Genomic DNA, 24,831 nt, shown 5'->3' with positions numbered 1-24,831 from the left:
CACTACAAGATACGTTTGACTTGTCCAATAAAAAAGCCATCTGTATGATATTGTTCAGGACTTATACTAATACAGCCTCTCTTTACAATATCCTCTTGTGTATGACTCAGTTCTACTTGCTCAAAATTGGGGTGGTTTTCTAAGAATTTTTCAATAACTTGAAAATTTTCTTCCTCAAAAATGGTACAAGTGCTATAGGTTATTATACCACCTTTACGTAGCGTTTGACAAACGCTAGATAGGATAGACAATTGAATCTCTTGGAGGGCTTCAAAGTCTTGATTAGCTTTATTGTACTTAATATCTGGTTTACGGCGAATTAGCCCGATACCTGAACAAGGTGCGTCTACTAAAATTTTGTCAAAAGTATCCTCAGGAAAATACTCATGAGCTTTACTTGCATCTAACTTTTTAGTTTTTATCTTATCTGACAGACCTAGGCGTTTTGCATTTTCCATAACCAATTCCAATTTATGATCATACAAATCTAAAGCAGTTACTGCCCCTGTAGTCAAATATGAGGCGATATGACTTGTTTTTCCTCCTGGTGCACTACATGCATCCAATACTTGGTCATTACCCGAGACTTTGAGTGTTGGAGCAACTAATTGACTAGATTCATCTTGGATAGTAATGAGGCCATCTTGGAAAAATGATGTCGATGCAAAATTTCCTGAGTCTGCAACTAAAGCTGTCTCTGCAATATGTGAATCTCTAACATTTAAAGTTTCTTTAATAGTTTGTTTTTGCGATAAGTCAGTCACACGAAGACTGGCTTTATTTCGCTCAAATAAACTCTCCATAATTGCTAAAGCTCTTGTCTCACCATATTGGTCAATTAATTTTTTTACGAGCCACACTGGCATGGAATAAGCAACAGAGTAACGTTTGTTTTGGCGTTTTATTGATGCAATTTCAGGGAGCGTCTCCGAACTTACTCTTCGTAAAACGGCATTAATTAACTTTTCAGCACCCTTTTTATTGCCTCGATTCTTAGCAATAGTGACAGCATCATTAACAATAGCGTGATCTGGGATGTTGTCCAGATAGAGTAGTTGATAAAGACTCAGTAGCAAGAGATGATATACCCATAATTCAAGCTTATCACGATCAACTATAAAGTGTGATAGATACCATTCTAGCGTTATTTTTCTAGCCACAGTTCCATAGACAATTTCTGTTACTAAGGCACGATCTTTATCTGATAGTCTAGATTTTTTTAAACTCTTATTAAGTGCGATATTAGAATAAGCTCCTTTATCAAAAACTTCTTCTAAAGTCATTAAAGCTAAACCACGCGCACTCTTTTTCCAATCATTCGCCAAATTTATCTCCTATTTCTAAATTACGACCAACACCATTTAAAAAGTCTTTTATATCCATACGAGGTTTCCCTGCTGGTTGAACTGATTTGAGTTCAATAGCTCCGTCACCAGTTGCTACTGTCAATGAGTTCTTTGTCTTAGCGATCACTTGACCCGGTGAGCCCTTTCCTTCTGACATTGTTACTTCATAAAGTTTAAAACGATTTCCCTCCAAAAGGGTATGTGCAACTGGCCATGGATACATCCCTCGAACATGGTTAAAAATGTCGCGCGATGATTTATTCCAATCAATTCTCTCTTCATCTGGACTAATATTAGGAGAAAAACTTACCTCTTCTTCATTTTGTGGTATCGGCTTAATATCACCTGATAGATAACCTGGAAGCGTATCTAATAAAAGGTCACGACCAACAACGGCGAGTCTATCAAACATTGTCCCTACATTGTCTTCATCAGTTATCTCAACGGAAGCTTTTGATACCATATCCCCTGCATCCATCTTTGCAACCATCTCCATGATGGTAACCCCAGCTTCTTTTTCGCCATTAATAATGGCATAATGAATTGGTGCCCCACCACGATATTTTGGTAATAGAGAAGCATGTACATTAATTGCAAAACCTACCGATTCCAAAAGCTTTGTTGGTAAGAATTGACCAAAAGCAGCTGTTACAATACCATCTGCACCTAGGGTCATTAGTTGCTCTAATTCTGGACTTCCAGATAGTTTTTCCGGCTGATACACAGGAATGTTGTTTTCCAAGGCCACTTCTTTTACAGGGGTCATTTTAATTTCTTTTTTACGACCTACAGCACGATCTGGTTGCGTCACAACAGCTAAAACATCATACTTACCATCTGCTAAAATACCTTTTAAAACCGTCGCTGAAAAATCAGGGGTACCCATGAATAATAATTTTGTCATTGCTTTTTCCTCGTCTTTCTTTTTTCAATTATATCATAGCACTATTCTACATCATATTTTGCGGTTCGTGGTCTATTGCTAAGCGAAGATCTCTATTCTCCTTGTCTTGAGTGATGTCTAATAAGCGATTCAAAACAAGTTCAAGGTTGTCCTCAAATCGATACTTGATAATAATTTGGTAGTGATAAAGGTTATGTGTTCTTGCAATTGGTTTTGGCGTTGGACCTAACAACTTTACTTTATCACTAAAGCCTTGCTTCAATAAACTTAATACTTCATAAGATTTTCGTATTAACCACTCTTCATCTTTATGCGATAATGTTAAACCAACTGTAAAATAATAAGGAGGATAACCAAGTTGTCGACGGATATTCATTTCATATTGATAAAAAGCTTCAAAATCTTGCTTTTGGGCTAATTGAATAGCATAATGATTAGGATTATAAGTTTGAATGACAACCTCTCCTTCTTTTTCAGCACGCCCAGCACGTCCAGCCACTTGAGTTAATAGCTGAAAAGTTCGCTCTGATGATCGAAAATCAGGTAAATTCAGAGAAGTATCTGCATTTAGTACTCCAACTAAAGTAACATTTGGAAAATCCAATCCCTTAGCAATCATCTGTGTTCCCAATAAAATATCAGCTTCATGATTTCCGAAACGCTTCAAAATAGACTCATGACCGCCTTTTTGCCTTGTCGTATCAACATCCATCCGTAAAATCTTTGCGTCTGGGATAACTTTCAAAAGTTCTTCATAAGCTTTTTGGGTTCCAGTACCATAGTAAGAGATACTTTTACTATTGCAATTTGGACATGTTCTTGGAATAGGCTTTTCAAACCCACAATAATGACAATTCATGGTCTTTGTAGCCATATGTAAAGTCAGAGAAATGTCACAATTAGGACATTGATCAACGTAGCCGCAGTTTCGACACATAATAAAACTAGAATAACCTCTACGATTGAGCATAAGAACCACTTGCTCTTTCTTATCTAATCTATCTCGGATTTTATCTAGTAAATATGGTGTGAAATTACTAACTTCTTGTTGACCAATAAAATTTCTAAAATCAATAATTTCAACCTGAGGAATACGTGCTTTAGGATTAGCACGATGTTTTAATTCTAAAAATTTATAAACATCCCGACTAGCTCTAGCTCGGCTTTCGATACTTGGAGTTGCTGATCCCATTAGTAACACAGCTTTATGATATTCTGCACGTAGCAAGGCCACATCGCGCGCATGATACCTTGGGTTAGATTCTTGCTTATAAGTTGATTCATGTTCTTCATCTATAATGATGGCTCCGATATTTTCCAAAGGAGCAAAAATTGCTGAACGAGCTCCAACGACAACTTTAGCTTGACCTGATTTTATCTTTCGCCACTCATCAAATTTTTCACCATCTGACAAGCCCGAGTGCATAATAGCAACTCGCTTTCCAAAACGGGAAATAAAACGATTCGTCATCTGGGGAGTTAAAGAAATTTCTGGAACGAGAACAATCGCTGTTTTTCCCAACTTTAAAACGTTATCAATGACATGAAGATATACCTCTGTCTTACCAGACCCTGTAATCCCCTCCAACAAGAAGGGTTTATTCTGATCCTTACCAATTCGGTCAACAACTATTTTAACTACTTTAGCTTGTTCCTGATTTAAATCCAAAAAATCCGTTTTTAGGATTCCTTTAAAATAATTATCAGATCTACTAGCTTCTTTTTCAATGACCTCAATGATTCCTTCTTCTCTGAAAAAATTAACTACAGGAGATGAAAATTGTTTGTTTAAAGCTGTGAGGCGCCCTGGTTGAGGATTTTCTAACAGGAATTCTTTCAACTCCAGTCTCTTTTTCGCTCTTGCTGCTATTTGACTCTCTTCTAACAGAGTTCTGTTGATTTTGTAAATCTTTTCTGTTTTTATTGTTTTCTTATCTTTGGCTAAATATTGAACTTCTATGAAACCTTTTTGAATTAATCTGCCTGCTTTTTTGGCATCTTGAGAAGACAAACTTGAAAAGACAATTTCCGTTTTATGACCAAATAGATCTTCTCTATCTTCTGATGGTAATGTGTCTGTTGCTAACAAGAGTTTATCATATTGCGAATTCAAAAGACTTGGTAACATTGATTTCAAAATAGATATTTTATAAGAAAAGACAGTATGGCGCATCTGATCAGCTAAGTCTAGTTGTTCCTGATTTAAAACAGGTTCAAAATCTAGGACCCCCGCAATATCCTTAGTCTCTAATTCATCATCATCTCTGAAACCGACAACAAAGCCTTGCAAAAGACGATTCCCTCTTCCAAAAGGAACATGAACGCGTGCTCCTACTTGTACCAAATCTTCCAAATCTTTAGGAATGGCATACGAAAATGGTTTATCTGTCTGCATCAGAGGAATATCAACAATAACCTGTGCTAATTTTCTTGCCATAAACCCTCCCTAATTCTCTAAAATATGAAAAGAGGCTGATACAGAATGTTTCAACCTCTCACTTTTGACTTGCTTAAATTTTTTCGCCGTCTTCTTTTTCTTTAGCAATTTGCTCTTTGATTTTACGTTCTTCTTCTTCTTTAGCAAGGCGTTCAGCTTCGATACGAGCGCGAACTGAGGCACGTTTTGCTGATGGATCTGGGTGAATTACAACATTACCTGACTCGATTTCTTCTAAAGCGCGAAGTGTTGATTTCACAGATTTAAAATCTTGAGTGGCTTTCTCACCAGCTTCCAATTCATGAGCACGCTTAGCTTGTAAAATAACTAAAGAATATTTTGAAGGAACTTTATCCAACAAAGTGTCGATAGAAGGTTTTAACATCATAAGGCAATTCTCTTTTCTATTTTTAACTTAATTTTTTATCAGTTTCTTTGACCATGTTGGTATAACGCCCAATAACACGATCCACACGATAATGTTCTGCTTCAATGACACGTTTAACACGTTCTGCTGCTAATGACACTTGATCATTGACAACAGCATAGTCATACTCCCTCATCAAAGCAATTTCTTCTTTGGCACGTTCAATACGTTGGGCAATCACTTCTGGACTATCTGTCCCACGTCCTACTAAACGCTCTTCTAATTCCTCTAAATCTGGTGGTGTTAAGAAAATGAAAACACCGTCCGGAACCTTCGATTTAACTTGAAGCGCTCCCTGAACTTCTATTTCAAGAAAAACATCAATCCCTTTGTCTAAAGTCTCGTTGACATAACTTAAAGGAGTTCCATAGTAGTTACCAACATACTCCGCATACTCAAGCATTTGACCTTCTTTAATCAACGCTTCAAACTCTTCACGTGTACGGAAGAAATAATCAACTCCATCAACTTCGCCTGGGCGTTGTGGACGAGTAGTCATTGAAACGGAATAATCAAATTTATGGTCAGGGGTTGAAAAAATTTCTTGCCTAACTGTCCCCTTACCAACACCAGATGGTCCTGAGAAAACAATTAGCAAACCACGTTCAGACATTACACACTCCTCAAATTAATAGATCGGGTGTTAAGTGTTAAAAAGACCAGAACAATCTGGTTCTTACCTTAACTATTAACTTTTATAGCAATTCATAAATTGCTCCCTAAATAAAGTTTCTTCTCATTAGTTTAACAAAAAGAAACCTTTTTTTCAAGGTCTCCTATTATTTTTTATAGAGTCTTTTTACCCCACTTATTCCACTACTTGAATTAGTAAAATCCTCAGGAACTCTCTCTCCAATTTGGATAAAAAGCTTGATATAAGAGGGTGCCTCAATGCCCTTTTTAGTATAGTATTTTCCTGCTCTAGAGCGACGCCAAAACATAAAGAGCGGTATGACTAAATATGCAAATATCCCTACCTCAGGTAGAAAATAAGCGAGGATAATAATGATAAAGCGAACCACAACTGAACGAATGGCAAAAGTTGTCATGACTTTTATAACCCGCTCTTTCAATTCACTAGGAATGGTCACTAAATCATAGCTTGCCAAACGAATCCGAATAATGTCTGATGTGAGACCAACTAATAACGTTAAGAGTCCATAAGCCATAACAGCAAAATTATGATTCTCAAAAGAAATCATAAATTTAGTAAAGAGAGGAATCAAACAAATACCTAGGTGTTCAATGATATCAAGAGCTATAATTTCATCATTAGTCTTTTGAGCATCTAGGCTATTTTGTGCCCTTTCGTACCAAAAATTAAAAACAACAACAAAGCTAACAATAAATAAACCTATGTTCCGTGTAAAGTCACCAATATCACCCATCGTAGTCGGAGTTTTTATCTCCAAAACTAAAATCGTCATAGCAATGGCCAAAATTGCATCACTAAGCGTATCAAAACGTTCTTTAAATTTTTGCATACATATATCCCTCTTAATACATTATGGCATCTCGACTGGAAAAAAACTATCACAGCCAATCCTTTTCTCGTGCTATTTTAAGTGCCTCCAAACGATTATTAACTCCTAATTTATCAAAAATATTTGACGTGTAATTACGAACTGTACCATTCGATAAAAATAAAGTGCATGCAATTTCTTTGCTGGTCTTCCCTTGAGCAATTAGGGAAAGAATTTTTATTTCTTGCTTACTCAAAGGATTAGATATAACGTTTTCCATTAATTCAGGCGAATATTCTTTACCCCCAGATAAAACTTTTTGAATCGTTTTCATCAAATCAGCTACTGAGCGGTCTTTCAAAACATAAGCATCTACATTTGAACGAATAGCCCTTTGGAAATAACCTGACCGCTTAAAGGTTGTTACAATTATGACCTTAACATTCTGGTATTTTCTAACCCACTCTAAGACATCTAAACCTGATAATATCGGCATCTCAACATCCAATATTGCAACATCTATGGCTTTATTGGATAAAATGGCAATAGCTTCTTCACCATTTCCAGCTTGATCAATAGTAGAAACACTTTCTTCCATCAAAAGTAATTGGCACATAGCGTCTCGTAGCATGGACTGATCCTCAGCAACAAGTAATTTCATCTTATACCTCTTTCAATATCACCTGAATATGAGTTGGTTTACTTCGGGACAAAATCGTTAGTGTCCCTTCAACGATAGTTAATCTCTCTTGAATACTATGCAACTCATCTCCGTCAAGGTTTGTAAAACCACAACCATTATCAATCATCTCAATATTTATAGTAGCACCTTGCCTTACTAAACTCAACTCCACGCTATCAGCTTCAGCATGCTTAACAATATTATTGGATAATTCCTTTAATATCATTGTGATTGTAGATTGTGTTACTGGACTTAGTTGTGACGTCTCTAACTTATTAACAACTGTTAACTTGATGTTAGATAATTGAAACAAGCGGTACAACTCATCAATTTCTTCCACTACTGTACGATACTTGAGGTTAGAAACAATTTGACGGACCTCACTCATCGATTGATGACTAATATGATTTAATTCTGATAGTTCTTTTTGTACCTTATCATAGTTCCTTTTTTCTAACAACTTTAACGCTAGTTCTGTCTTTAGTGTCATCATAGCAAATGTATGTCCTAAACTATCATGCAAATCACGCCCTATACGGTTACGTTCATTTTCAGCTGACAAAATATTGATATACTGATTTTGCTCTGCAATTTTTTCTCTTTGTTCTTCGCTATTTCTATTTTCAATAGCAATCCACATGTAACCGATACAAAAAATAGGAACAATTAGAAACATGATTCTATCACCAAAGTCTGATGCCTTAAAGAAGCATAAAAATACCATTGTGGCTAGAGTGCAAGCAAAACTAATGAATCTAAAAGACTTCAATTTATCTCTAAAGCGATAGACGAGTAAATTACTCAGAAAGTAAATATACCAGATGAAACCACTATTTATAAAAACTGTCATGTAGAAAATATATGTCAACATTGTAAACCAGGCAATCATGTGATACTTTGATTCGCCCCTGATAATAATAGAGTATAAATATGCTCCTACAAAAGCTAGCGTAAAAAATAAAGTCCAAAAAGGGTAGTGATAATAGAGAATCCCTCCTATGGGGTAAATCAAAAATACTAACGGAATAAAATACATTAAATCATAGTTATTTTTTTTATTTTTCAAATTGAATGCCTCTTCTGAGATAGTAGATAAGCGATAACTAACATTATAATACCATAGCCTATCAGAATAATAAGAGAAAAAACAGCAAAACTATTAGCAAACGGACTAAGGATAACTTGAGTCAAATGGTAAGTAGGGGTTAACTTTGATAAACCTTGCAACCATTTTGGGAACATTGTAATTGGCATCCACATGCCACCAAGAACAGCTAATGACATATAACAAATATTGGCTACCATTGACATTAGTTCAGTATTTTTAAAGTAGGAGACGAGCAATCCAAAAGGAATAAAACATGTTGCTCCTCCTAATAGCAATAAAAAGCTCTGCATCCATTGTTCTATTGGCATACTAACTTGCCTTAAAATATGCCCTGTTAGGAAAACAACAGTTATTGCTAGGCAATAGTAAAATAAAATACGAATAATTTTTGCTAGATAATATTGCCACATTGGTACTGGTGAGTGTCTTAATAATTGCATTCGGTTTGAGAGTTGATCATCTTTCATAGAAAATGGAAAAGTAAAAAAAGCAAAGCTAAGACTTGAGAATCCTGCCATCGTTATCATATAATTACGAACGTAGATAGCTTCGATGGCTTTAGTGAGTCCTTCGCCCATAAATCCTGAAAAAAATAGAAAAAAAGCCACTGGCATACCTATAGCCATAATGAGATTGGCAAGTTGACGTTTTGTCAAAAGAAATTCCATTTTCAATAATGCTTTAAAGATTCTCATGTTTTACCTCCTTAGTAGTCTCAAAAATACGATTTAACAAAGTTCTATTGGTCATCTCAATAGCTTCAATAGGACAACCATTATCTGCCAGTATTTTCCATACAGTTTCAGCCTCCCCAGTAACAAACGTTATACTATCACTCTTGGCTTCACACTCTGTAATCAAATAGGTAGGTAATAATTTTTGATAACTAAGCGGAACGGTGAATAACTTTTCGGTTTTTTCTTGCTTCATGGCAAAGGGGGTTGTATCGCGTAATAACTTTCCTTTATGAAGTACTAAAATCCTATCAGCTGTATGTTCTACCTCTTCGATATAATGACTAGAATAGACAATTGTGTCACCTTCTTTTTTTAGTGTCGCAACCAGCTCCCAAAATCGTTGACGTGTGGAAGTATCCATTCCGGAAGTAGGTTCATCTAAAAATAGTAATTGGGGCTTACCAACCAAAGTTAAAACAAAAGCTAAAAGTCGTTTTTGCCCTCCAGATAAAGTCTCTGTAAATTGTTGCAAGTGCGCATCACTCCACTGTAGATAGTCTAAAATCAGAGACATTGGCAGCACTTCTGGAAATAAACACCTTTGGAAATCAATGAGTTCTCTCACTGTAAACTTTGAGGGCAATACATTTTCTTGTGGTAAGATGGCCACCTTATATTTTAACCTATTGTGGTGTGCAGGCAGATTAAAAATAGTCAATGCTCCTGAAGAAATACTAATATCACCTAATAAAGTTGACATCAGAGTTGTTTTCCCTGCACCATTAGGTCCAATCAATGCTACACATTGGTTAGAAGCTATACTAAATGATATATCTTCTAAAATCGTTTTTTGCCCGATGCTTTTAAATATATGATCAACCTTAATTATATCTTTTGCCATTTGGTTCTCCTTTACTATAATCATAGTATAAAAAATCAGAAGGAAACTTTTTAGATATTTTTGTCATTTCAAAATATGACAAATGTCAACTCTATAACAAAAGGAGAGCTAACAAGCTCTCCTTTTGACTATTTTGCAAAATCAACAGCTCGCATTTCACGAATAACTGTTACCTTAATATTACCTGGATAATCCAAGTTTTGTTCGATTTTTTCACGTACCTTATGCGACATAATAACTACTTGATCATCAGAAACTTTACCAGGTTGTACCATGATACGAATTTCACGTCCGGCTTGAAGTGCAAAGGCATTTTGCACTCCCTCAAAGCCATTAGCAATTTCTTCTAAATCACGCAGACGTTTGATATAATTTTCCATTGACTCATTACGCGCACCTGGTCGTGCTGAACTAAGGGCGTCTGCAGCAGCAACAATTACTGCAATAACGCTGTCAGGTTCTACATCACCATGGTGGCTTGCAATAGTATTAACAACAATCGGATGCTCTTTGTACTTACGAGCAAATTCCATACCAATTTCAACGTGACTGCCTTCAACTTCGCGATCAATAGCTTTCCCCATATCATGGAGGAAGCCAGCCCGACGAGCTAAATCAACATTTTCTCCTAGTTCTCCAGCTAAAATACCTGCAAGTTTACCAACTTCAACTGAATGACGAAGTACATTTTGACCATATGATGTACGGAACTGCAAACGTCCCATAATTTTTATCAAATCAGGATGCAGATTTGGTGCACCAATCTCATAAGCTGCTGCCTCACCATACTCACGGATACGTTGATCCATTTCCAAACGATTTTTTTCAACCAACTCTTCAATACGAGCTGGATGGATACGTCCATCTTGAATCAAAGATTCTAAAGTCATACGAGCAATTTCACGACGAATGGGGTCGAAACCTGATAAGACAACGACTTCTGGCGTATCATCTATGATAACATCAATACCTGTCAAACTTTCCAGAGTACGAATATTACGTCCTTCACGACCAATGATACGTCCCTTCATATTATCATCAGGGAGATGAACAGTTGTAATTGTTTGTTCAGTAACATATTCACCAGCTAAACGTTGCATAGCTTGGGCTAGCAAGTCTTTTGCTATCTTGTTTGATCGATCTTTTACTTCCCGTTCTGCTTCTTTAATACGTGTCGCAATATCATGAGCTAAATCTTTTTCGGTATCAGCTAAAATGATATCTTTAGCTTCTTCTTGACTAAGCTCTGCGATGCGTGACAATTCTTCTACTTTTTTTGTTTCTAAAGTAGCAATTTCCTGTTCGCGCTCATTAATATGTCTAGATTTATCGGTTAGACTTTGTTCTTTGCTATCTAACATTTTTTCTTTGTTAGATAGATTTTCATCTTTACGATCAAGAGATGATGCACGATCTGTTAAACGTGCCTCCATCTGTTTCAACTCTTGTCTATCAGATTTAAATTCCTTTTCGATCTCTTCACGATATTTTCTAGCCTCTTCTTTTGCTTCTAAAAGTAATTCTTTTTGGTGAGCTTTACTTTCACGTTCCGCTGCTTTACGGATGTGTTCTGCTTCAATTTCTGCTTTACCACGTAAATCAACGGCATCTTGTTCTGCATTTAAAAGAGTTAGTTCTGCAGCTTCTTTTGATGATTTCATTTTCATTGAAATAGCCACATAACCAATAATCAAACCAATGAGTGCACAAACCATTGCTAATATAATATTAAACATGTTTATACCTCAATTTTTTTCTAGATTTCATATAGAAAGTCCACTTTTAAGTTTATCATAAAAAAGGCGTTTTCACAATTTAAAATTATAGACATTTATGATATGATTAGAATGTTATTTAAAGGGATTAGGAGAAATTTTCAACATCTCCTTTAGTCTCTAGAATGTAATACAAAAGGAGAAAACTTATGACAAAAGAAGTTGTCGTAGAGAGTTTTGAATTAGATCACACCATCGTTAAAGCACCCTACGTTCGTTTAATTTCAGAAGAAGTTGGACCGGTCGGAGACATCATTACTAACTTTGATATCCGCCTTATTCAGCCTAATGAAAATGCTATTGATACTGCTGGTTTACATACTATCGAGCACCTTCTGGCGAAGTTAATCCGCCAACAAATTAATGGTTTGATTGATTGTTCTCCTTTTGGTTGTAGAACTGGTTTTCACATGATTATGTGGGGAAAACAGGATGCTACTGAAATTGCTAAAGTCATCAAATCTAGTCTAGAGGCTATTGCTGGTGGGGTCACTTGGGAAGACGTTCCTGGAACAACCATTGAATCTTGTGGAAATTATAAAGACCACAGTCTCCACTCTGCTCAAGAATGGGCGAAATTAATTCTTTCCCAAGGGATTTCTGACAATGCTTTTGAGCGCCACATTGTCTGATCTAATAAAAAATAAAAGTCAACTTTTGGAATTCCAAAAGTTGTCTTATTAATTTAAACAAAGGATTTTGTTCTGTATCATAGAGAGCAAAATCCTTTTAATTTTTCCCTAATATCCTCATAGCAGTCGTACACATCTAAATGCGAATACAAAAAACACCCTAATCGTTAGACTGATTTTCTAACTTTTAGGGTGTAGACAAAAAACTGGTTTTGCTCTTTATATTAATAATCTAAACTATCAGCTCTTCCAGGAGCGTTACCTACAAAGTAACCTGTCTTGGCATTGATAGAGAACAAATAAGTGCCATCTAATTTAAACATATTGTAATAACCATTACCATTGATAATATTTACAGGTTCAAGAATATAGTTATTTCCAGAGAAATAGCCTCGCGCCTGTGAAGTGGCCACGATTTTCTCTAATACTCCTGGGTTAAATATCCAGGCAGGATTTCCTGTGTCCGCAATAGCAGCATTATTATACGGTACTCGGCTACGGTTACGTTCCAAATTACCTGATGCAGTGCCAGCTGCCTGATTATTTATTGTAGCAGCTGATGAGGAAGATTGACCGTTAGTTACGTTTGGTTGTTCAGTTGTTTGAGTGTCTGAAACCTTATTAGACGAAGACTGTTCTTCTTGAGTTTTTTTAGCCTGTTCTTCGGATTGTTTTACCTGATTACGACCAGTTGAAACGATGGAGTGAAGTAAACTATCTAGACTAGCATTACCAGTATTAAGAGTTTTACTATCTAAAGAGTCAAAATTCGCTCCATCTTTTACTTCTAATTTTTCACTCTTCTTACCATCAACTACAGCAGGCGACTTAAACTTGTCGTTAACAGCTTTAACAGCATCAATTTGACGTTTTAGACTATCAAATTTAACTTTTACTTTACCGTAGTATTTAGTTCCTTTTAAAGCATCAACTTTCTTTTCTAATTCTGACAATTTATCAAATTCGCTATTTTTGAGTTGGGTTTTCTTATCATCAACAAAAAAGTTAGCATAAGCTTTGTTGAAATTATCTAAGTTCTGACTAGCTTTTTTATCTTCTTCTGATGAAGTCGTCGTAGCCTTAGAACTAGAACTTTGACTTGTTGCAGTTTGAGAATTTGTCGAATTATTATTCTTGAAATAGTTGTAACCAAAGATTGTTACTATTAGAAGTAAAATAAGAGCAATCAATGTTCCTACAATACCTCCACGCTTCTTAGAAGAGGATTTATACTCCTCTGAATCAGCAATAGTCGAATCTGGTTCTGTTGCAGTTGGTTCTGCTTCCGTATTCAGAGGAGGAACTGGAGTTACACTATTTTCTTGTTCTTGTGAAGATTCTTCTTTAGGTGAGACAGCATTAGCTTCTATATCTTGTTCTTGAGAGACTGAATTATCCAACTTTTTAGAAAGCTCTTCTGCAGCTAACATCGCTGATAATTCTTCGCGCTGTTTCTTGATAAAATCATCTAAAGATGCCGTATCAAGGTTTGCAAAATCGCTTGATTTTGTCTCAAACTTTTGTGAAGCTACTTCATCACGATGTTGTTTGATGTATTTATCAAGAATACTATCTTCTTCGGTAATACCAGCCTTAATTTCAGAATCTTTTCTAACAGCCTCTTCTACTGTCATTTCTTTAGCATCTTTAAATTCAAGACCATCAGTTTCTTTTTCTGGTTCAAAAAATGGGTGTTTTTGATCTTCTGACATGAGTTCTCCCCGTTATTTTACTTGACGTCTCACACGTTCACCGTAATATTGGTACAAATCAACTTTTAAAGTACCATTGTAAAGCTTACGTTTTTTATCAGCTTGTGAGCCGTATTTTTTTTCAAATCCTTCGTCACTAGTTAGGATAAACTTGCTCCAAGTTTTTAAAGGCGCAAATGTTTGTCCCATCTCATTATACAAAATGTCCACTGCTTTGTCATCCAGGAGTCGTTCACCATATGGTGGGTTGGAGATAATAACACCGTTAATTTTATCTGTTTTTAAATCTTGAAGACGCATTTGTTTCAATTTGATAACATCTCCAAGTCCTGCTTCTTCTGCATTTTTTCTAGCAATTTCTACCATACGACCGTCTAAATCAAAACCTGAAATATCTAAATCAATATCATAGTTTGCTTTACTCTCAGCTTCATCGCGAACCTTTTGTACTTGACTTTGATCTACCCATGGCCACGCCTCAAAGGCAAAATCACGATTAAAACCAGGAGCTATATTCATTCCAATCATAGCGGCTTCAATACAAAAAGTACCTGAACCACAAGTTGGATCAATCAATGGCTTATCAGGGAACCAATTAGATAATTGAATAATAGCTGCTGCCATGTTTTCTTTAATTGGCGCACCACCTTTTTCTGCTCGGTAACCACGTTTGAAGAGACTTGATCCAGTCGTATCAATCATGACAGTCGCTTTATCTTTTAAAATAGAAACTTCTATTTTAAATTCAGCTCCATTTTCTTGTAAGGGAACTCCTTCAGGACGGTGAAAGACTTTTTGAAGTTTCTTAGCAACAGCTTTTTTAGAAATGGCTTGTACACTAGGTTCATTGTGCAATTTTGACTTGACACACTTTGCTTTAGCAATAGGAAATTTTGCCCCTAACGGTAAATAATTTTCCCAGTCAAGGCCATATACACCCTGAAAAAGTTCCTCAAAAGTACGTGCTGGAAACTCTCCTACAATAATCTTTATACGATCGGCAGCTCGTAGCCATAGGTTCGTTTCAATGATTGTTTTGATGTCTCCGTGGAAACGGACTCTACCGTTCTCAACTTGGCAGTCAATTCCTAGGTTTCTGATTTCTCTACCAACAATGGCTTCTAAACCAGCAGCAGCAGTTGCTATTAATTTGAATGATTCTTTCATTTTTCCTCTTTTACACTATCGTATTCATCACAGTTAAAAATTGGCTGAGATGTTATCTCAGCCACTAACCTATTATGCAATTTTCTATAAGCCATGTTTTGTTCCAGAAACAACTAGGAATTGTTTCTTTCGATAATCATCTGTCTACTGCAAAGCAGTCAGGATAGATTGTTCTCATTCCAACTATCCCATGCCCCTACCAAAGTTTGGGTTGCTAGCTTGAGGGGTTTACCGCGTTCCACTTTCTAGATTTCCCTAGAAACTACGTCACTGTGGCACTTTCAAAGCTATTCAGGCATATCCAAAGACTTAGCCCTTTTGCTTGCCGTAAGATAGCTAGCTATCTCCCTAGGCTTATTTTTTCGCCTAGCACAAACACTACTGGCATCACAGCCAGTGCTAGCATGGACTTTCCTCATAGTATATCAATACTACGCGATTATCCAAAAATTGCATATTTGAGAAATCCTTATTCTCTAATTTGTCTTCCAAAAACTTCTTTCTCAAGGCGGCTAATGCGTTTTAAAATATCAAAATTGGTTGCAGATTGGGCAATCGGTTTTTGATTATACATAGCTGTCCCTGAATTTCTTACATTTGAAGCTTCGCTTTCTTTTTTGTCTAAAGCTTGTTGTAGACGTCTATTTTCCATTTGGAGCTTCTCAATTTGCTCAAGATAATTTTCGTAATCTTTGATGACATCATCCAGAAATACATCGACTTCTTTCTTGTCATATCCCCGCATACTAACTTTAAAATCTTGCTCAAAAATATCTTTTGGGCTATAAATAATACTTGCCATTCTATTCTCCAAACCAGTCAAATCGTTTTAATATAAGTCCTATCCTTTATATCAAAGTAAATAATACCTAAATTAAATGGAAAAATCAAGCGTAAAACGTTCTCATATCCGAAAAAACGATCATTCCTCATATATTTCATTTAAGCGATCAAAAGTTAGGAAAGAAATATCATAAGCTTCCTTTTTTTCCATCATTTCTAGCAAAAATTTTAAATTAGTTTCATTTTCAGAATCATAAAAAAGATATGCACCTTGTGTGTTGTTAATGAGAAAATGATTGTATTGTTTAAATTGACCCGGGTTTTCATAGCTTGGGAAAGTATATTTAACAAAGTCAACTTGCTTAAAGAGTGCCAACTTAGCTTTATTAGCCTCATTCCAATTTTGGCCATGGTTCTCAAAGGTAAAAATTGTCGCAATTTGAAAATCATATTCTTTTTGTAAATCAAGAGCAACTTCCAAAGCCCAGTACTCAAACCCTAAATTTCCCATAAAAATAAACCAGTCTGCTCCATTTTCCAAGAAGCGTCTAAAATCCTTATCAATAGCCTTTTTTATAATAGTAATCCGAGGATCCTTATCCTGGAAAATCCCTAATTCAAAATTTTTGTAACCTGTTACAAGAATAGTTGACTTCATTTGTTGTCCATCCTAATTTTATGGTATAATAGTTTTGCTTATCTTAGCATTTTATTTGTAATGCAAGGAGAAAAATGGTTAACTATCCACATCAGCTTATTCGGAAAACAACAGTTACAAAATCAAAGAAAAAGAAAATCGATTTTGCCAACCGTGGTATGTCATTTGAAGCTGCTATCAATGCAACCAATGACTACTATTTGTCTCACGAATTAGCTGTCATTCATAAGAAACCAACGCCAGTACAAATCGTCAAGGTAGATTATCCTAAACGTAGTCGTGCCAAGATTGTAGAAGCTTATTTTAGACAAGCTTCTACTACTGATTATTCTGGTGTTTACAAAGGTTACTATATTGACTTTGAAGCCAAAGAAACCCGGCAGAAAACTGCTATGCCTATGAAAAATTTTCATGCTCACCAAATAGAGCACATGGCAAATGTATTACAGCAAAAAGGGATTTGCTTTGTCTTGCTTCATTTTTCCACACTTAAGGAAACCTATCTACTCCCTGCTAATGAGTTAATTTCATTTTATCAGATTGATAAAGGCAATAAATCAATGCCTATTGATTATATCAGAAAAAATGGATTTTTCGTAAAGGAGAGTGCCTTTCCTCAAGTCCCTTACTTAGATATTATTGAAGAAAAATTATTAGGCGGTGATTACAATTAAAAAGGAATCTGTTATCAAACTATTGAAGTATGCTTTTGGCATTATAATGGGATTTATTATCTTAGCTATTGTAATAGGTGGGCTCCTATTTGCATACTACGTTAGTCGTTCTCCGAAATTAACCGATCAAGCTTTAAAATCCGTTAACTCTAGTTTGGTTTATGATGGTAATAATAAACTTATTGCCGATTTAGGCTCAGAAAAGCGTGAAAGTGTTAGTGCGGATAGCATTCCACTAAATTTGGTTAACGCTATCACTTCTATAGAAGATAAACGTTTCTTTAAACATAGAGGTGTCGATATTTATCGTATTTTAGGTGCAGCTTGGCATAACCTTGTTAGTAGTAATACGCAAGGTGGTTCAACCCTTGATCAACAGTTGATTAAACTGGCTTACTTTTCTACCAATAAATCTGACCAAACGTTAAAACGTAAATCACAGGAAGTTTGGCTTGCGCTTCAAATGGAGCGTAAATACACCAAAGAAGAAATTCTTACTTTCTATATTAATAAAGTTTATATGGGAAATGGGAATTATGGTATGAGAACAACAGCTAAATCATACTTTGGTAAAGACCTAAAGGAATTATCTATTGCACAACTTGCTTTGCTCGCTGGTATTCCTCAAGCACCTACACAATATGACCCTTATAAAAACCCAGAATCTGCTCAAACAAGACGTAATACCGTTCTTCAGCAGATGTATCAAGATAAAAACATTTCTAAAAAGGAATACGACCAAGCTGTTGCAACTCCAGTAACTGATGGCTTAAAAGAATTAAAGCAAAAATCTACTTATCCAAAATATATGGATAACTACTTAAAACAAGTTATTAGTGAAGTTAAACAAAAAACTGGTAAAGATATCTTTACTGCTGGGCTAAAAGTGTATACTAATATCAACACTGATGCACAAAAACAACTATATGACATCTACAACAGTGATACTTACATCGCTTATCCAAACAATGAATTACAAATAGCATCTACCATCATGGATGCGACTAATGGTAAAGTCATTGCACAATTAGGCGGGCGTCATCAGAATGAAAATATTTCATTTGGGACAAATCAATCTGTCTTAACAGACCGCGATTGGGGTTCTACAATGAAACCTATCTCAGCTTATGCACCTGCTATTGATAGTGGTGTCTATAATTCAACAGGTCAATCATTAAACGACTCAGTTTACTACTGGCCTGGTACTTCTACTCAACTATATGACTGGGATCGTCAATATATGGGTTGGATGAGTATGCAGACCGCTATTCAACAATCACGTAACGTCCCTGCTGTCAGAGCACTTGAAGCCGCTGGATTAGACGAAGCAAAATCTTTCCTTGAAAAATTAGGCATATACTATCCAGAAATGAACTATTCAAATGCTATTTCAAGTAACAACAATAGCAGTGATGCAAAATATGGTGCAAGTAGTGAGAAAATGGCAGCGGCTTACTCGGCTTTTGCAAACGGCGGAACTTACTATAAGCCGCAATATGTTAATAAAATTGAATTTAGCGATGGAACCAATGATACTTATGCAGCGTCTGGTAGCCGTGCGATGAAAGAGACTACTGCCTACATGATGACGGATATGTTGAAAACAGTACTAACATTTGGTACTGGTACTAAAGCAGCTATCCCTGGTGTTGCACAAGCTGGTAAGACTGGTACTTCCAACTATACAGAAGATGAGTTAGCTAAAATTGAAGCAACTACTGGTATCTACAATAGCGCCGTTGGTACAATGGCTCCTGACGAAAACTTTGTCGGCTATACTTCTAAGTACACAATGGCAATTTGGACTGGTTATAAAAATCGCCTTACACCACTTTATGGTAGCCAACTGGATATTGCTACTGAGGTTTATCGTGCAATGATGTCCTACCTAACTGGCGGATACAGTGCAGATTGGACAATGCCAGAAGGGCTCTATCGAAGTGGAAGCTACTTGTATATCAATGGGACAACTACAACCGGCACTTACTCTTCTTCTGTCTATAAGAATATCTATCAAAATTCTGGACAGTCAAGTCAAAGCAGTAGTTCAACATCCTCTGAGAAACAAAAAGAGGATAAGAATACAGCAGATGATGCCAATTCATCATCCCCACAAGTCGAAACACCTAATAATGGTAATGCTACTACCCCTAATAATTCCAATCAAACTGTGCCAGGAACTGGACATGGTAATGGTAATAACAATACAGCACCTAACGGTAATTAAAAAAACTGGATAATATATCCAGTTTTTTAATTTATAATTACTATTACTAATTAGCTAGTGCTCCCATCGGATCCCACGGCGCTAAAGTAATTGGCTCTGCGTTGTAAGCCTCTAATTCTTCTTTAGTAAGCAATTCTTTACGAACGACTATTTGGTAAGTATATTCATCCATCCAAGCATCTGAAGCTACAAAATAACCATCCTTACCAACTTTCTCTCCCCAAGAGTTCTCAACTTTCCATTTTAAAGGTTGTCCAGATTCATCAAGGTCTACTCCCGTTAAGACCATAGCATGTGTCATTAAACTTTCACTATAATCTAGGCGGCCCGCTTTGTCTTGGCTAAGTTTAATATCCATAGATGAATTAAAATCATAAGTCGTAGTTGCTAGGATACCCTTTTGACGATTTGATACTTGACCTACGTCTGAACCAAACCACACAGTTTCTCCTGATTTCATTTGCGCAATCGCTAACTCTTTAAACCGTTTCATATCAAGGTTTAAATATTTAACAGCTGGGCCTCCGACAACATTTCCAAGCATCTCAACTGTATAGGATTGTCCATAAGGCTTATCTACAGTTGGAGCATTGATAATAGAAACATAATCTGATATGTCAAGATTAACATATTTTTGATAAAATGCTTTCGGTGTAATATTTTTATCAGACTGATAATGATTGTCTTTATCACGATAAGCAAAATCAAAAGATTGCGGTGGCAAGCCAAGGTTCATTGCTAAAAAGTTAAAAATTTCTTGAAGCAATTCTTCCTTTTTATTTTGAACAGTTGCCCCATCTGCTCCCTGCGCTATTAATTCTCGTAGAATCTGTGCATCTTGGCGTAAAAGTTTATTCAAATATTGATTTAGTTCACGACTAGCACTTGATGAAACAGATTCAGGATAAACTGTTTTAGGAACGACACCATATTTCTCAAACAGAGCAACCACCATGTCCCATTGTCCGCCATCTTGTTGAGGTACATCTAATAGGAATTTTACCTTACGACTACTCAATTCCTGATTTGCAGTCGCAATAATTTGTTCCATAAACCAATTTGATTTTTCATACTTATCCCAGAAAAATGTATGTGCCTGAGATAATTCAAAGTTCTCGAGTTTAAAATCTGAAATCAGTTTATGACGAAATGTGTTCAGTGCAGCAAACATCCAGCAACGTCCTGATTGTTTCTGATTAGAGACTTCATCTTTGGTCAAATCAATTGAAAAGACATAGTCGTTCTCAATCTCACTTTGACGAGTCTCTAGAGACTTCAATAAACCATTGTGAGTTACTGCATTTTCAATAGCGCTAAATTTTGTATTTGCTTGGTAATCAGCTAATAACTTATCTGTAAATGTTTGAGTTAATTCTGACATAAATTCCTCCTTTTATACTTAGCTACTATTATAAACATTCTGAATATTTCTGCAAGTCTGAAAGTAATTTATTAGAGAAACAAAAATAGCTAGAATATTCTAGCTATTTTTCTTATTTCCAGAAATCATCAAAAATTGTGATTGGAAGATGACGTTTATGTTGACCCTTATACCACCAATTTTCAATGATACCTCGAGACTTGTCCGAAACTACCTTCCCTTCAAGATAAGCATCAATTTCTTGGTAGGTTACTCCAAGTGCTATTTCATCAGCGATTCCTGGTTTATTTTCTTCTAAATCTGCGGTTGGAATCTTTTCGTACAAGTCTTTATCAGCACCAAGTTCAGCTAATAACTGTTTTCCCTGACTTTTATTAAGTCTAAAGAGAGGTAATAAGTCCGCACCTCCATCACCAAATTTGGTGAAAAAACCTGTAATATTTTCTGCAGCATGATCAGTACCAATAACCGCTCCAGCATATTGACCTGCAACTGCATATTGACTAATCATTCTTTGACGAGCTTTAATATTTCCTTTATTAAAGTCTGTAATCTCTACTCCTGCTGCATTAAGAGCTCTAACTTGGCCATCAACAGCTTCTTTAATATTAATGGTCAAAGCAATATCTGGCTTGATAAAATCTAATGCTTTTTGTGCATCTTCTTCATCGGCCTGAATACCATATGGTAAACGAATAGCTATAAATTGATAGTTTTCCCCTGTATCAGCACGCAACTCTTCAACTGCTAGTTGAGCTAGACGTCCTGCTAAAGTTGAATCTTGCCCCCCTGAAATACCCAGTACATAGGTCTTTAGAAAACTATGTTTTAATAGATAGTCTTTTAAAAATTCTACGGAACGACGGATTTCTTGACTTGGATTAATAACAGGTTTTACACCGAGTTCTTTGATAATTTGATCTTGCAAAGTCATCTTACTTCTCCTTTTGCCAAAGCTTCTTTACGGATACGATCAATCAGGTCCATTTTATTTTGCCAAACATCGCGTGCCAAATCAACTGGGTAATCCTGTGGATTCAGAACACGTTTATACTCATCCCAAAGCTGATCAAATTCTTTGCGTCCGTACTCTTGAATTTCTTGAAGGCTTGGTAATTGATAAACTAATTTCCCTTTGTCAAAGATATCTACCAGTAAGGGTACTGCGTCAAAATCACGGACTGTTTTATTGATATAAGTATAAGTTGGATGAAACATGTCAATTTCATCTAATTGTGTCACATCAGTGTCTGCAAATGTGATGTAATCACCCTCAGATTTCCCTTTAGCTCGACTGGTGATACGCCAAACTTGCTTTTTCCCAGGTGTTGATACTTTTTCCGCATTGTTTGATAGTTTAATTGTATCTCGCATACTACCGGCGTCAGTCTCAATAGAAACAATTTTATAAACAGCACCTAGCGCAGGCTGATCATAGGCTGTAATTAATTTTGTTCCGACACCCCAAACATCAATTTTAGCTTTTTGCATTTTTAGGTTGAGGATTGTATTTTCATCTAGATCATTCGAAGCATAAATCTTTGCATTAGGAAAACCGGCGTCATCTAACTGCTGACGAACTTTCTTAGACAAATAAGCTAAATCACCTGAATCAAGGCGAACTCCCAAGAAATTAATCTTTTCGCCCATCTCTTTTGCAACTCGAATAGCATTAGGCACACCTACACGAAGGGTATCATAAGTATCCACTAAAAAGACGCAATCTTTATGAGTTTCTGCGTAAGCTTTAAATGCCTGGTAATCATCGCCATAAGTTTGAACTAAAGCATGTGCATGCGTTCCTGATACTGGAATATTAAAGATTTTACCAGCACGAACATTACTCGTTGCGTTAGCACCACCAATAATCGCTGCCCTAGTACCCCAAATGGCTGCATCCATTTCTTGAGCACGTCGTGTCCCAAACTCTAATAGCGGTTCATCTTCAATAACAGAACGAATACGAGCTGCTTTTGTAGCAACAAGTGTCTGGTAGTTGATGATATTTAAAATCGCTGTCTCTACTAACTGACATTGTGCTAAAGGACCTTCAATTTGAACTAATGGTTCATTAGCAAATACAAGGTCACCTTCCTTAGCTGATTTGACAGTCAGTTCCATTTTTAAATTTTTTAAGTAATCTAAAAATTCTTCAGGATAACCTAACTCTTCTAAATAGGATAAATCACTATCAGAAAAGCTCAGATTTTCTAAATAACGAACAATACGTTCTAAACCTGCAAAAACAGCATAACCATTTTCAAATGGAACCTTGCGAAAGTAAGCTTCAAACACCGCTTTTTTATTGTGAATACCTTTATTAAAATAGACTTGCATCATATTAATTTGATATAAATCAGTATGTAGTGTTAAACTATCGTCTTTATACATCAGACAATCTCCTTTTAATCATGAGCCTAGGATAAGGCTATATGTCTAACATTATAGCATATTTCTATCTCGGTAGTTCAGTTTATCACCTTACTTTCATGAAAATAAAAAGAAAGACTAATCGTTTTTCGATAGTCTTTTCTACTTTTAGTATTTCTTAGAAATGCTCAGTTATATAGTTATAAACACCCTGTCCAGCGATAGCACCTTCACCAACAGCAGTCGCAATCTGACGTAGATCTTTTTGACGAACATCCCCAATAGCATATAGTCCTGGAATTGATGTTTTCATATTTGTATCAGTTAAGACCCAGCCAGTCTCGTCCGTAATACCTAATTCTGAGACCATGCTAGAATGTGGTTTCAAACCAACGTAAATGAAAACACCTCCGAAAGTCATCTCTGAGATTTCTCCAGTCTTTAGATTTTCAACAGTTACACCAGATACTTTAATCTCATTTCCTTTAATCTCTTTGACCACTGAATCCCATACAAATTTTATTTTTTCGTTAGCAAAAGCTCGGTCTTGAAGTACTTTTTGAGCTCTCAATTGATCACGTCGGTGAATAATAGTAACACTTTTAGCAAATTGAGTTAAGAAGACAGCTTCTTCAACAGCAGAATCACCGCCACCCACAACTAAAAGATCCTGATCACGGAAAAATGCACCATCACAAACCGCACAGTAAGAAACGCCACGACTAGTATATTCCTCTTCACCCGGAACTCCTAAAAGGCTGTTTTTAGCTCCGGTAGCAAGGATTACTGTTTTGGCTTCATACGATTCATCTTCGGTGATAACACGCTTTACATCACCATCGTTCTCAACTCTTTGAACTATACCATAAATATGCTCTACTTCAAATTTTTCCAACGGCTCATACATCTTCATTGATAATTCTGGACCTGAGATATGATCGTAGCCTGGATAGTTCTCAATTTCAGCAGTATTATTCATCTGTCCACCTGGAGCACCTTGTTCAATTAACCCAACTTTAAGGTTTGAACGTGCAGCGTAAAGCGCTGCTGTCATACCACCAGGACCTGAACCTATTATTAAAGTATCATACATTACTATTTCTCCTTTGAATCTTATGGTTTTATTCTATAGCAAAGCGTCTATATTTCCAACTAATCTGACTAAGCTTTTATCATTAAAATGATAGCTACAAATGCAAAGGCAAGTATTGGAGCTGTCATAAGAGCTATCAGAAGGACATCATAAAGAACAGATTGGCGTTCTCTAGCTGTTTTATCTATGTTTTTCTTGGCACGCCAAAAGACCCAAAATATACCAACTAAAATAACAGTTATGCTGGCAAGCCCTAAACCTTGTAAATAAACTTTTGCTATTTCTAAAAACATCTCTATCCAACAAGCGATTGTCAAAACATATCGCAGCTTTCTTATATACTTAGCCTAACTCAAGAATAATTAAAAATGAAGATTAGACATTCTAACCTTCATTATATCAAAATATTTTAGC

Annotated in this window: 23 protein-coding genes and 1 other RNA gene; 3 read left to right on the top strand and 21 right to left on the bottom strand. The window is 36.0% G+C overall.

All coding sequences use genetic code 11. The features are described 5' to 3' along the window. Nucleotides 1-2: 2 nt before the first annotated feature. The 11 genes from rsmB to A6J68_RS03050 form a co-directional block, all read right to left on the bottom strand. Complete coding sequence (rsmB, locus tag A6J68_RS03105; RefSeq protein ID WP_001262601.1) at nucleotides 3-1,325, bottom strand: 16S rRNA (cytosine(967)-C(5))-methyltransferase RsmB; 1,323 nt, start codon at nucleotides 1,323-1,325, stop codon at nucleotides 3-5. Further along, a complete protein-coding gene (gene fmt / locus A6J68_RS03100) occupies nucleotides 1,315-2,250 on the bottom strand; it encodes a methionyl-tRNA formyltransferase (protein WP_000163893.1) in 936 nt (311 codons plus the stop codon). The genes rsmB and fmt overlap by 11 nt, the downstream gene beginning before the upstream one ends. Before the next feature lie 46 nt (nucleotides 2,251-2,296). Next, entirely contained in the window at nucleotides 2,297-4,687 is a 2,391-nt protein-coding gene (locus A6J68_RS03095; RefSeq protein WP_000101518.1) for a primosomal protein N', read from the bottom strand. 73 nt (nucleotides 4,688-4,760) lie between these two features. After that, nucleotides 4,761-5,075, bottom strand: a complete 315-nt coding sequence (gene rpoZ, locus A6J68_RS03090; protein WP_000979239.1) for a DNA-directed RNA polymerase subunit omega — start codon at nucleotides 5,073-5,075, stop codon at nucleotides 4,761-4,763. A gap of 22 nt (nucleotides 5,076-5,097) precedes the next feature. Continuing rightward, nucleotides 5,098-5,727 (bottom strand): guanylate kinase, encoded by a 630-nt coding sequence (gene gmk / locus A6J68_RS03085; RefSeq protein ID WP_000003861.1) that lies wholly within the window; start codon nucleotides 5,725-5,727, stop codon nucleotides 5,098-5,100. A gap of 166 nt (nucleotides 5,728-5,893) precedes the next feature. Beyond that, a complete protein-coding gene (locus tag A6J68_RS03080; protein ID WP_001168927.1) occupies nucleotides 5,894-6,598 on the bottom strand; it encodes a TMEM175 family protein in 705 nt (234 codons plus the stop codon). Nucleotides 6,599-6,647: 49 nt separating this feature from the next. Next, a complete protein-coding gene (locus A6J68_RS03075) occupies nucleotides 6,648-7,238 on the bottom strand; it encodes a DNA-binding response regulator (RefSeq protein ID WP_000772044.1) in 591 nt (196 codons plus the stop codon). 1 nt (nucleotide 7,239) lies between these two features. Next, nucleotides 7,240-8,325: a sensor histidine kinase gene (locus A6J68_RS03070; RefSeq protein WP_000791335.1), complete on the bottom strand. Its 1,086-nt coding sequence runs from the start codon at nucleotides 8,323-8,325 to the stop codon at nucleotides 7,240-7,242. Next, on the bottom strand, nucleotides 8,322-9,062 hold the full coding sequence (locus A6J68_RS03065; protein ID WP_001217940.1) for an ABC transporter permease: 741 nt from the start codon (nucleotides 9,060-9,062) through the stop codon (nucleotides 8,322-8,324). The genes A6J68_RS03070 and A6J68_RS03065 overlap by 4 nt, the downstream gene beginning before the upstream one ends. After that, entirely contained in the window at nucleotides 9,049-9,945 is an 897-nt protein-coding gene (locus A6J68_RS03060; protein WP_001029971.1) for an ABC transporter ATP-binding protein, read from the bottom strand. Before A6J68_RS03060 ends, A6J68_RS03065 begins: the two co-directional genes overlap by 14 nt. Nucleotides 9,946-10,073: 128 nt before the next feature. After that, a complete protein-coding gene (locus tag A6J68_RS03050; RefSeq protein ID WP_000481839.1) occupies nucleotides 10,074-11,681 on the bottom strand; it encodes a ribonuclease Y in 1,608 nt (535 codons plus the stop codon). Between the two features lie 188 nt (nucleotides 11,682-11,869). Here A6J68_RS03050 and A6J68_RS03045 point away from each other — a divergent pair, with 188 nt between their 5' ends. Continuing rightward, entirely contained in the window at nucleotides 11,870-12,352 is a 483-nt protein-coding gene (locus A6J68_RS03045; RefSeq protein WP_000159882.1) for an S-ribosylhomocysteine lyase, read from the top strand. Nucleotides 12,353-12,576: 224 nt separating this feature from the next. Here the strand turns inward: A6J68_RS03045 and A6J68_RS03040 are convergent, their stop codons facing one another. The 5 genes from A6J68_RS03040 to A6J68_RS03015 all read right to left on the bottom strand — a co-directional run bounded on the left by A6J68_RS03040 (nucleotide 12,577) and on the right by A6J68_RS03015 (nucleotide 16,672). Then, nucleotides 12,577-14,064, bottom strand: a complete 1,488-nt coding sequence (locus A6J68_RS03040; RefSeq protein WP_001287858.1) for a cell division site-positioning protein MapZ family protein — start codon at nucleotides 14,062-14,064, stop codon at nucleotides 12,577-12,579. A 12-nt stretch (nucleotides 14,065-14,076) separates the two neighbouring features. Continuing rightward, nucleotides 14,077-15,231, bottom strand: coding sequence for a THUMP domain-containing class I SAM-dependent RNA methyltransferase (locus A6J68_RS03035; protein WP_000664851.1), 1,155 nt, complete (start codon nucleotides 15,229-15,231; stop codon nucleotides 14,077-14,079). Between the two features lie 82 nt (nucleotides 15,232-15,313). After that, nucleotides 15,314-15,682: RNase P RNA component class B (rnpB, locus tag A6J68_RS03030), an RNA gene on the bottom strand. 18 nt (nucleotides 15,683-15,700) lie between these two features. Next, nucleotides 15,701-16,033, bottom strand: a complete 333-nt coding sequence (gene gpsB / locus A6J68_RS03025; RefSeq protein ID WP_000146544.1) for a cell division regulator GpsB — start codon at nucleotides 16,031-16,033, stop codon at nucleotides 15,701-15,703. Between the two features lie 120 nt (nucleotides 16,034-16,153). Next, entirely contained in the window at nucleotides 16,154-16,672 is a 519-nt protein-coding gene (locus A6J68_RS03015; RefSeq protein ID WP_000843096.1) for a DUF1273 domain-containing protein, read from the bottom strand. A gap of 74 nt (nucleotides 16,673-16,746) precedes the next feature. Between A6J68_RS03015 and recU the strand changes: the two genes are divergently transcribed. Next, the gene (gene recU, locus A6J68_RS03010; RefSeq protein ID WP_000248792.1) at nucleotides 16,747-17,346 is read left to right on the top strand and encodes a Holliday junction resolvase RecU; all 600 of its coding nucleotides are present in this window, start codon (nucleotides 16,747-16,749) and stop codon (nucleotides 17,344-17,346) included. Continuing rightward, nucleotides 17,333-19,573 carry a penicillin-binding protein PBP1A gene (pbp1a, locus tag A6J68_RS03005; protein ID WP_000628365.1) on the top strand — a complete coding sequence of 747 codons (2,241 nt, stop codon included), beginning with the start codon at nucleotides 17,333-17,335 and terminating at the stop codon, nucleotides 19,571-19,573. Before recU ends, pbp1a begins: the two co-directional genes overlap by 14 nt. Before the next feature lie 46 nt (nucleotides 19,574-19,619). Here the strand turns inward: pbp1a and pepC are convergent, their stop codons facing one another. The 5 genes from pepC to A6J68_RS02980 form a co-directional block, all read right to left on the bottom strand. Beyond that, complete coding sequence (gene pepC, locus A6J68_RS03000; RefSeq protein ID WP_001293160.1) at nucleotides 19,620-20,954, bottom strand: aminopeptidase C; 1,335 nt, start codon at nucleotides 20,952-20,954, stop codon at nucleotides 19,620-19,622. 112 nt (nucleotides 20,955-21,066) lie between these two features. Further along, nucleotides 21,067-21,888, bottom strand: coding sequence for an ammonia-dependent NAD(+) synthetase (gene nadE, locus A6J68_RS02995; RefSeq protein WP_000174855.1), 822 nt, complete (start codon nucleotides 21,886-21,888; stop codon nucleotides 21,067-21,069). After that, nucleotides 21,885-23,345 (bottom strand): nicotinate phosphoribosyltransferase, encoded by a 1,461-nt coding sequence (locus A6J68_RS02990; RefSeq protein WP_000276178.1) that lies wholly within the window; start codon nucleotides 23,343-23,345, stop codon nucleotides 21,885-21,887. Before A6J68_RS02990 ends, nadE begins: the two co-directional genes overlap by 4 nt. 157 nt (nucleotides 23,346-23,502) lie before the next feature. Continuing rightward, the gene (gene trxB, locus A6J68_RS02985) at nucleotides 23,503-24,417 is read right to left on the bottom strand and encodes a thioredoxin-disulfide reductase (protein WP_000272353.1); all 915 of its coding nucleotides are present in this window, start codon (nucleotides 24,415-24,417) and stop codon (nucleotides 23,503-23,505) included. Between the two features lie 68 nt (nucleotides 24,418-24,485). After that, nucleotides 24,486-24,710, bottom strand: coding sequence for a DUF4059 family protein (locus tag A6J68_RS02980; RefSeq protein ID WP_000478227.1), 225 nt, complete (start codon nucleotides 24,708-24,710; stop codon nucleotides 24,486-24,488). Nucleotides 24,711-24,831 lie beyond the last annotated feature (121 nt).

Source organism: Streptococcus sp. 'group B', assembly GCF_002073795.1.
GTDB lineage: Bacteria > Bacillota > Bacilli > Lactobacillales > Streptococcaceae > Streptococcus > Streptococcus agalactiae.
This window is presented reverse-complemented; position numbering and strand designations above follow the sequence as displayed.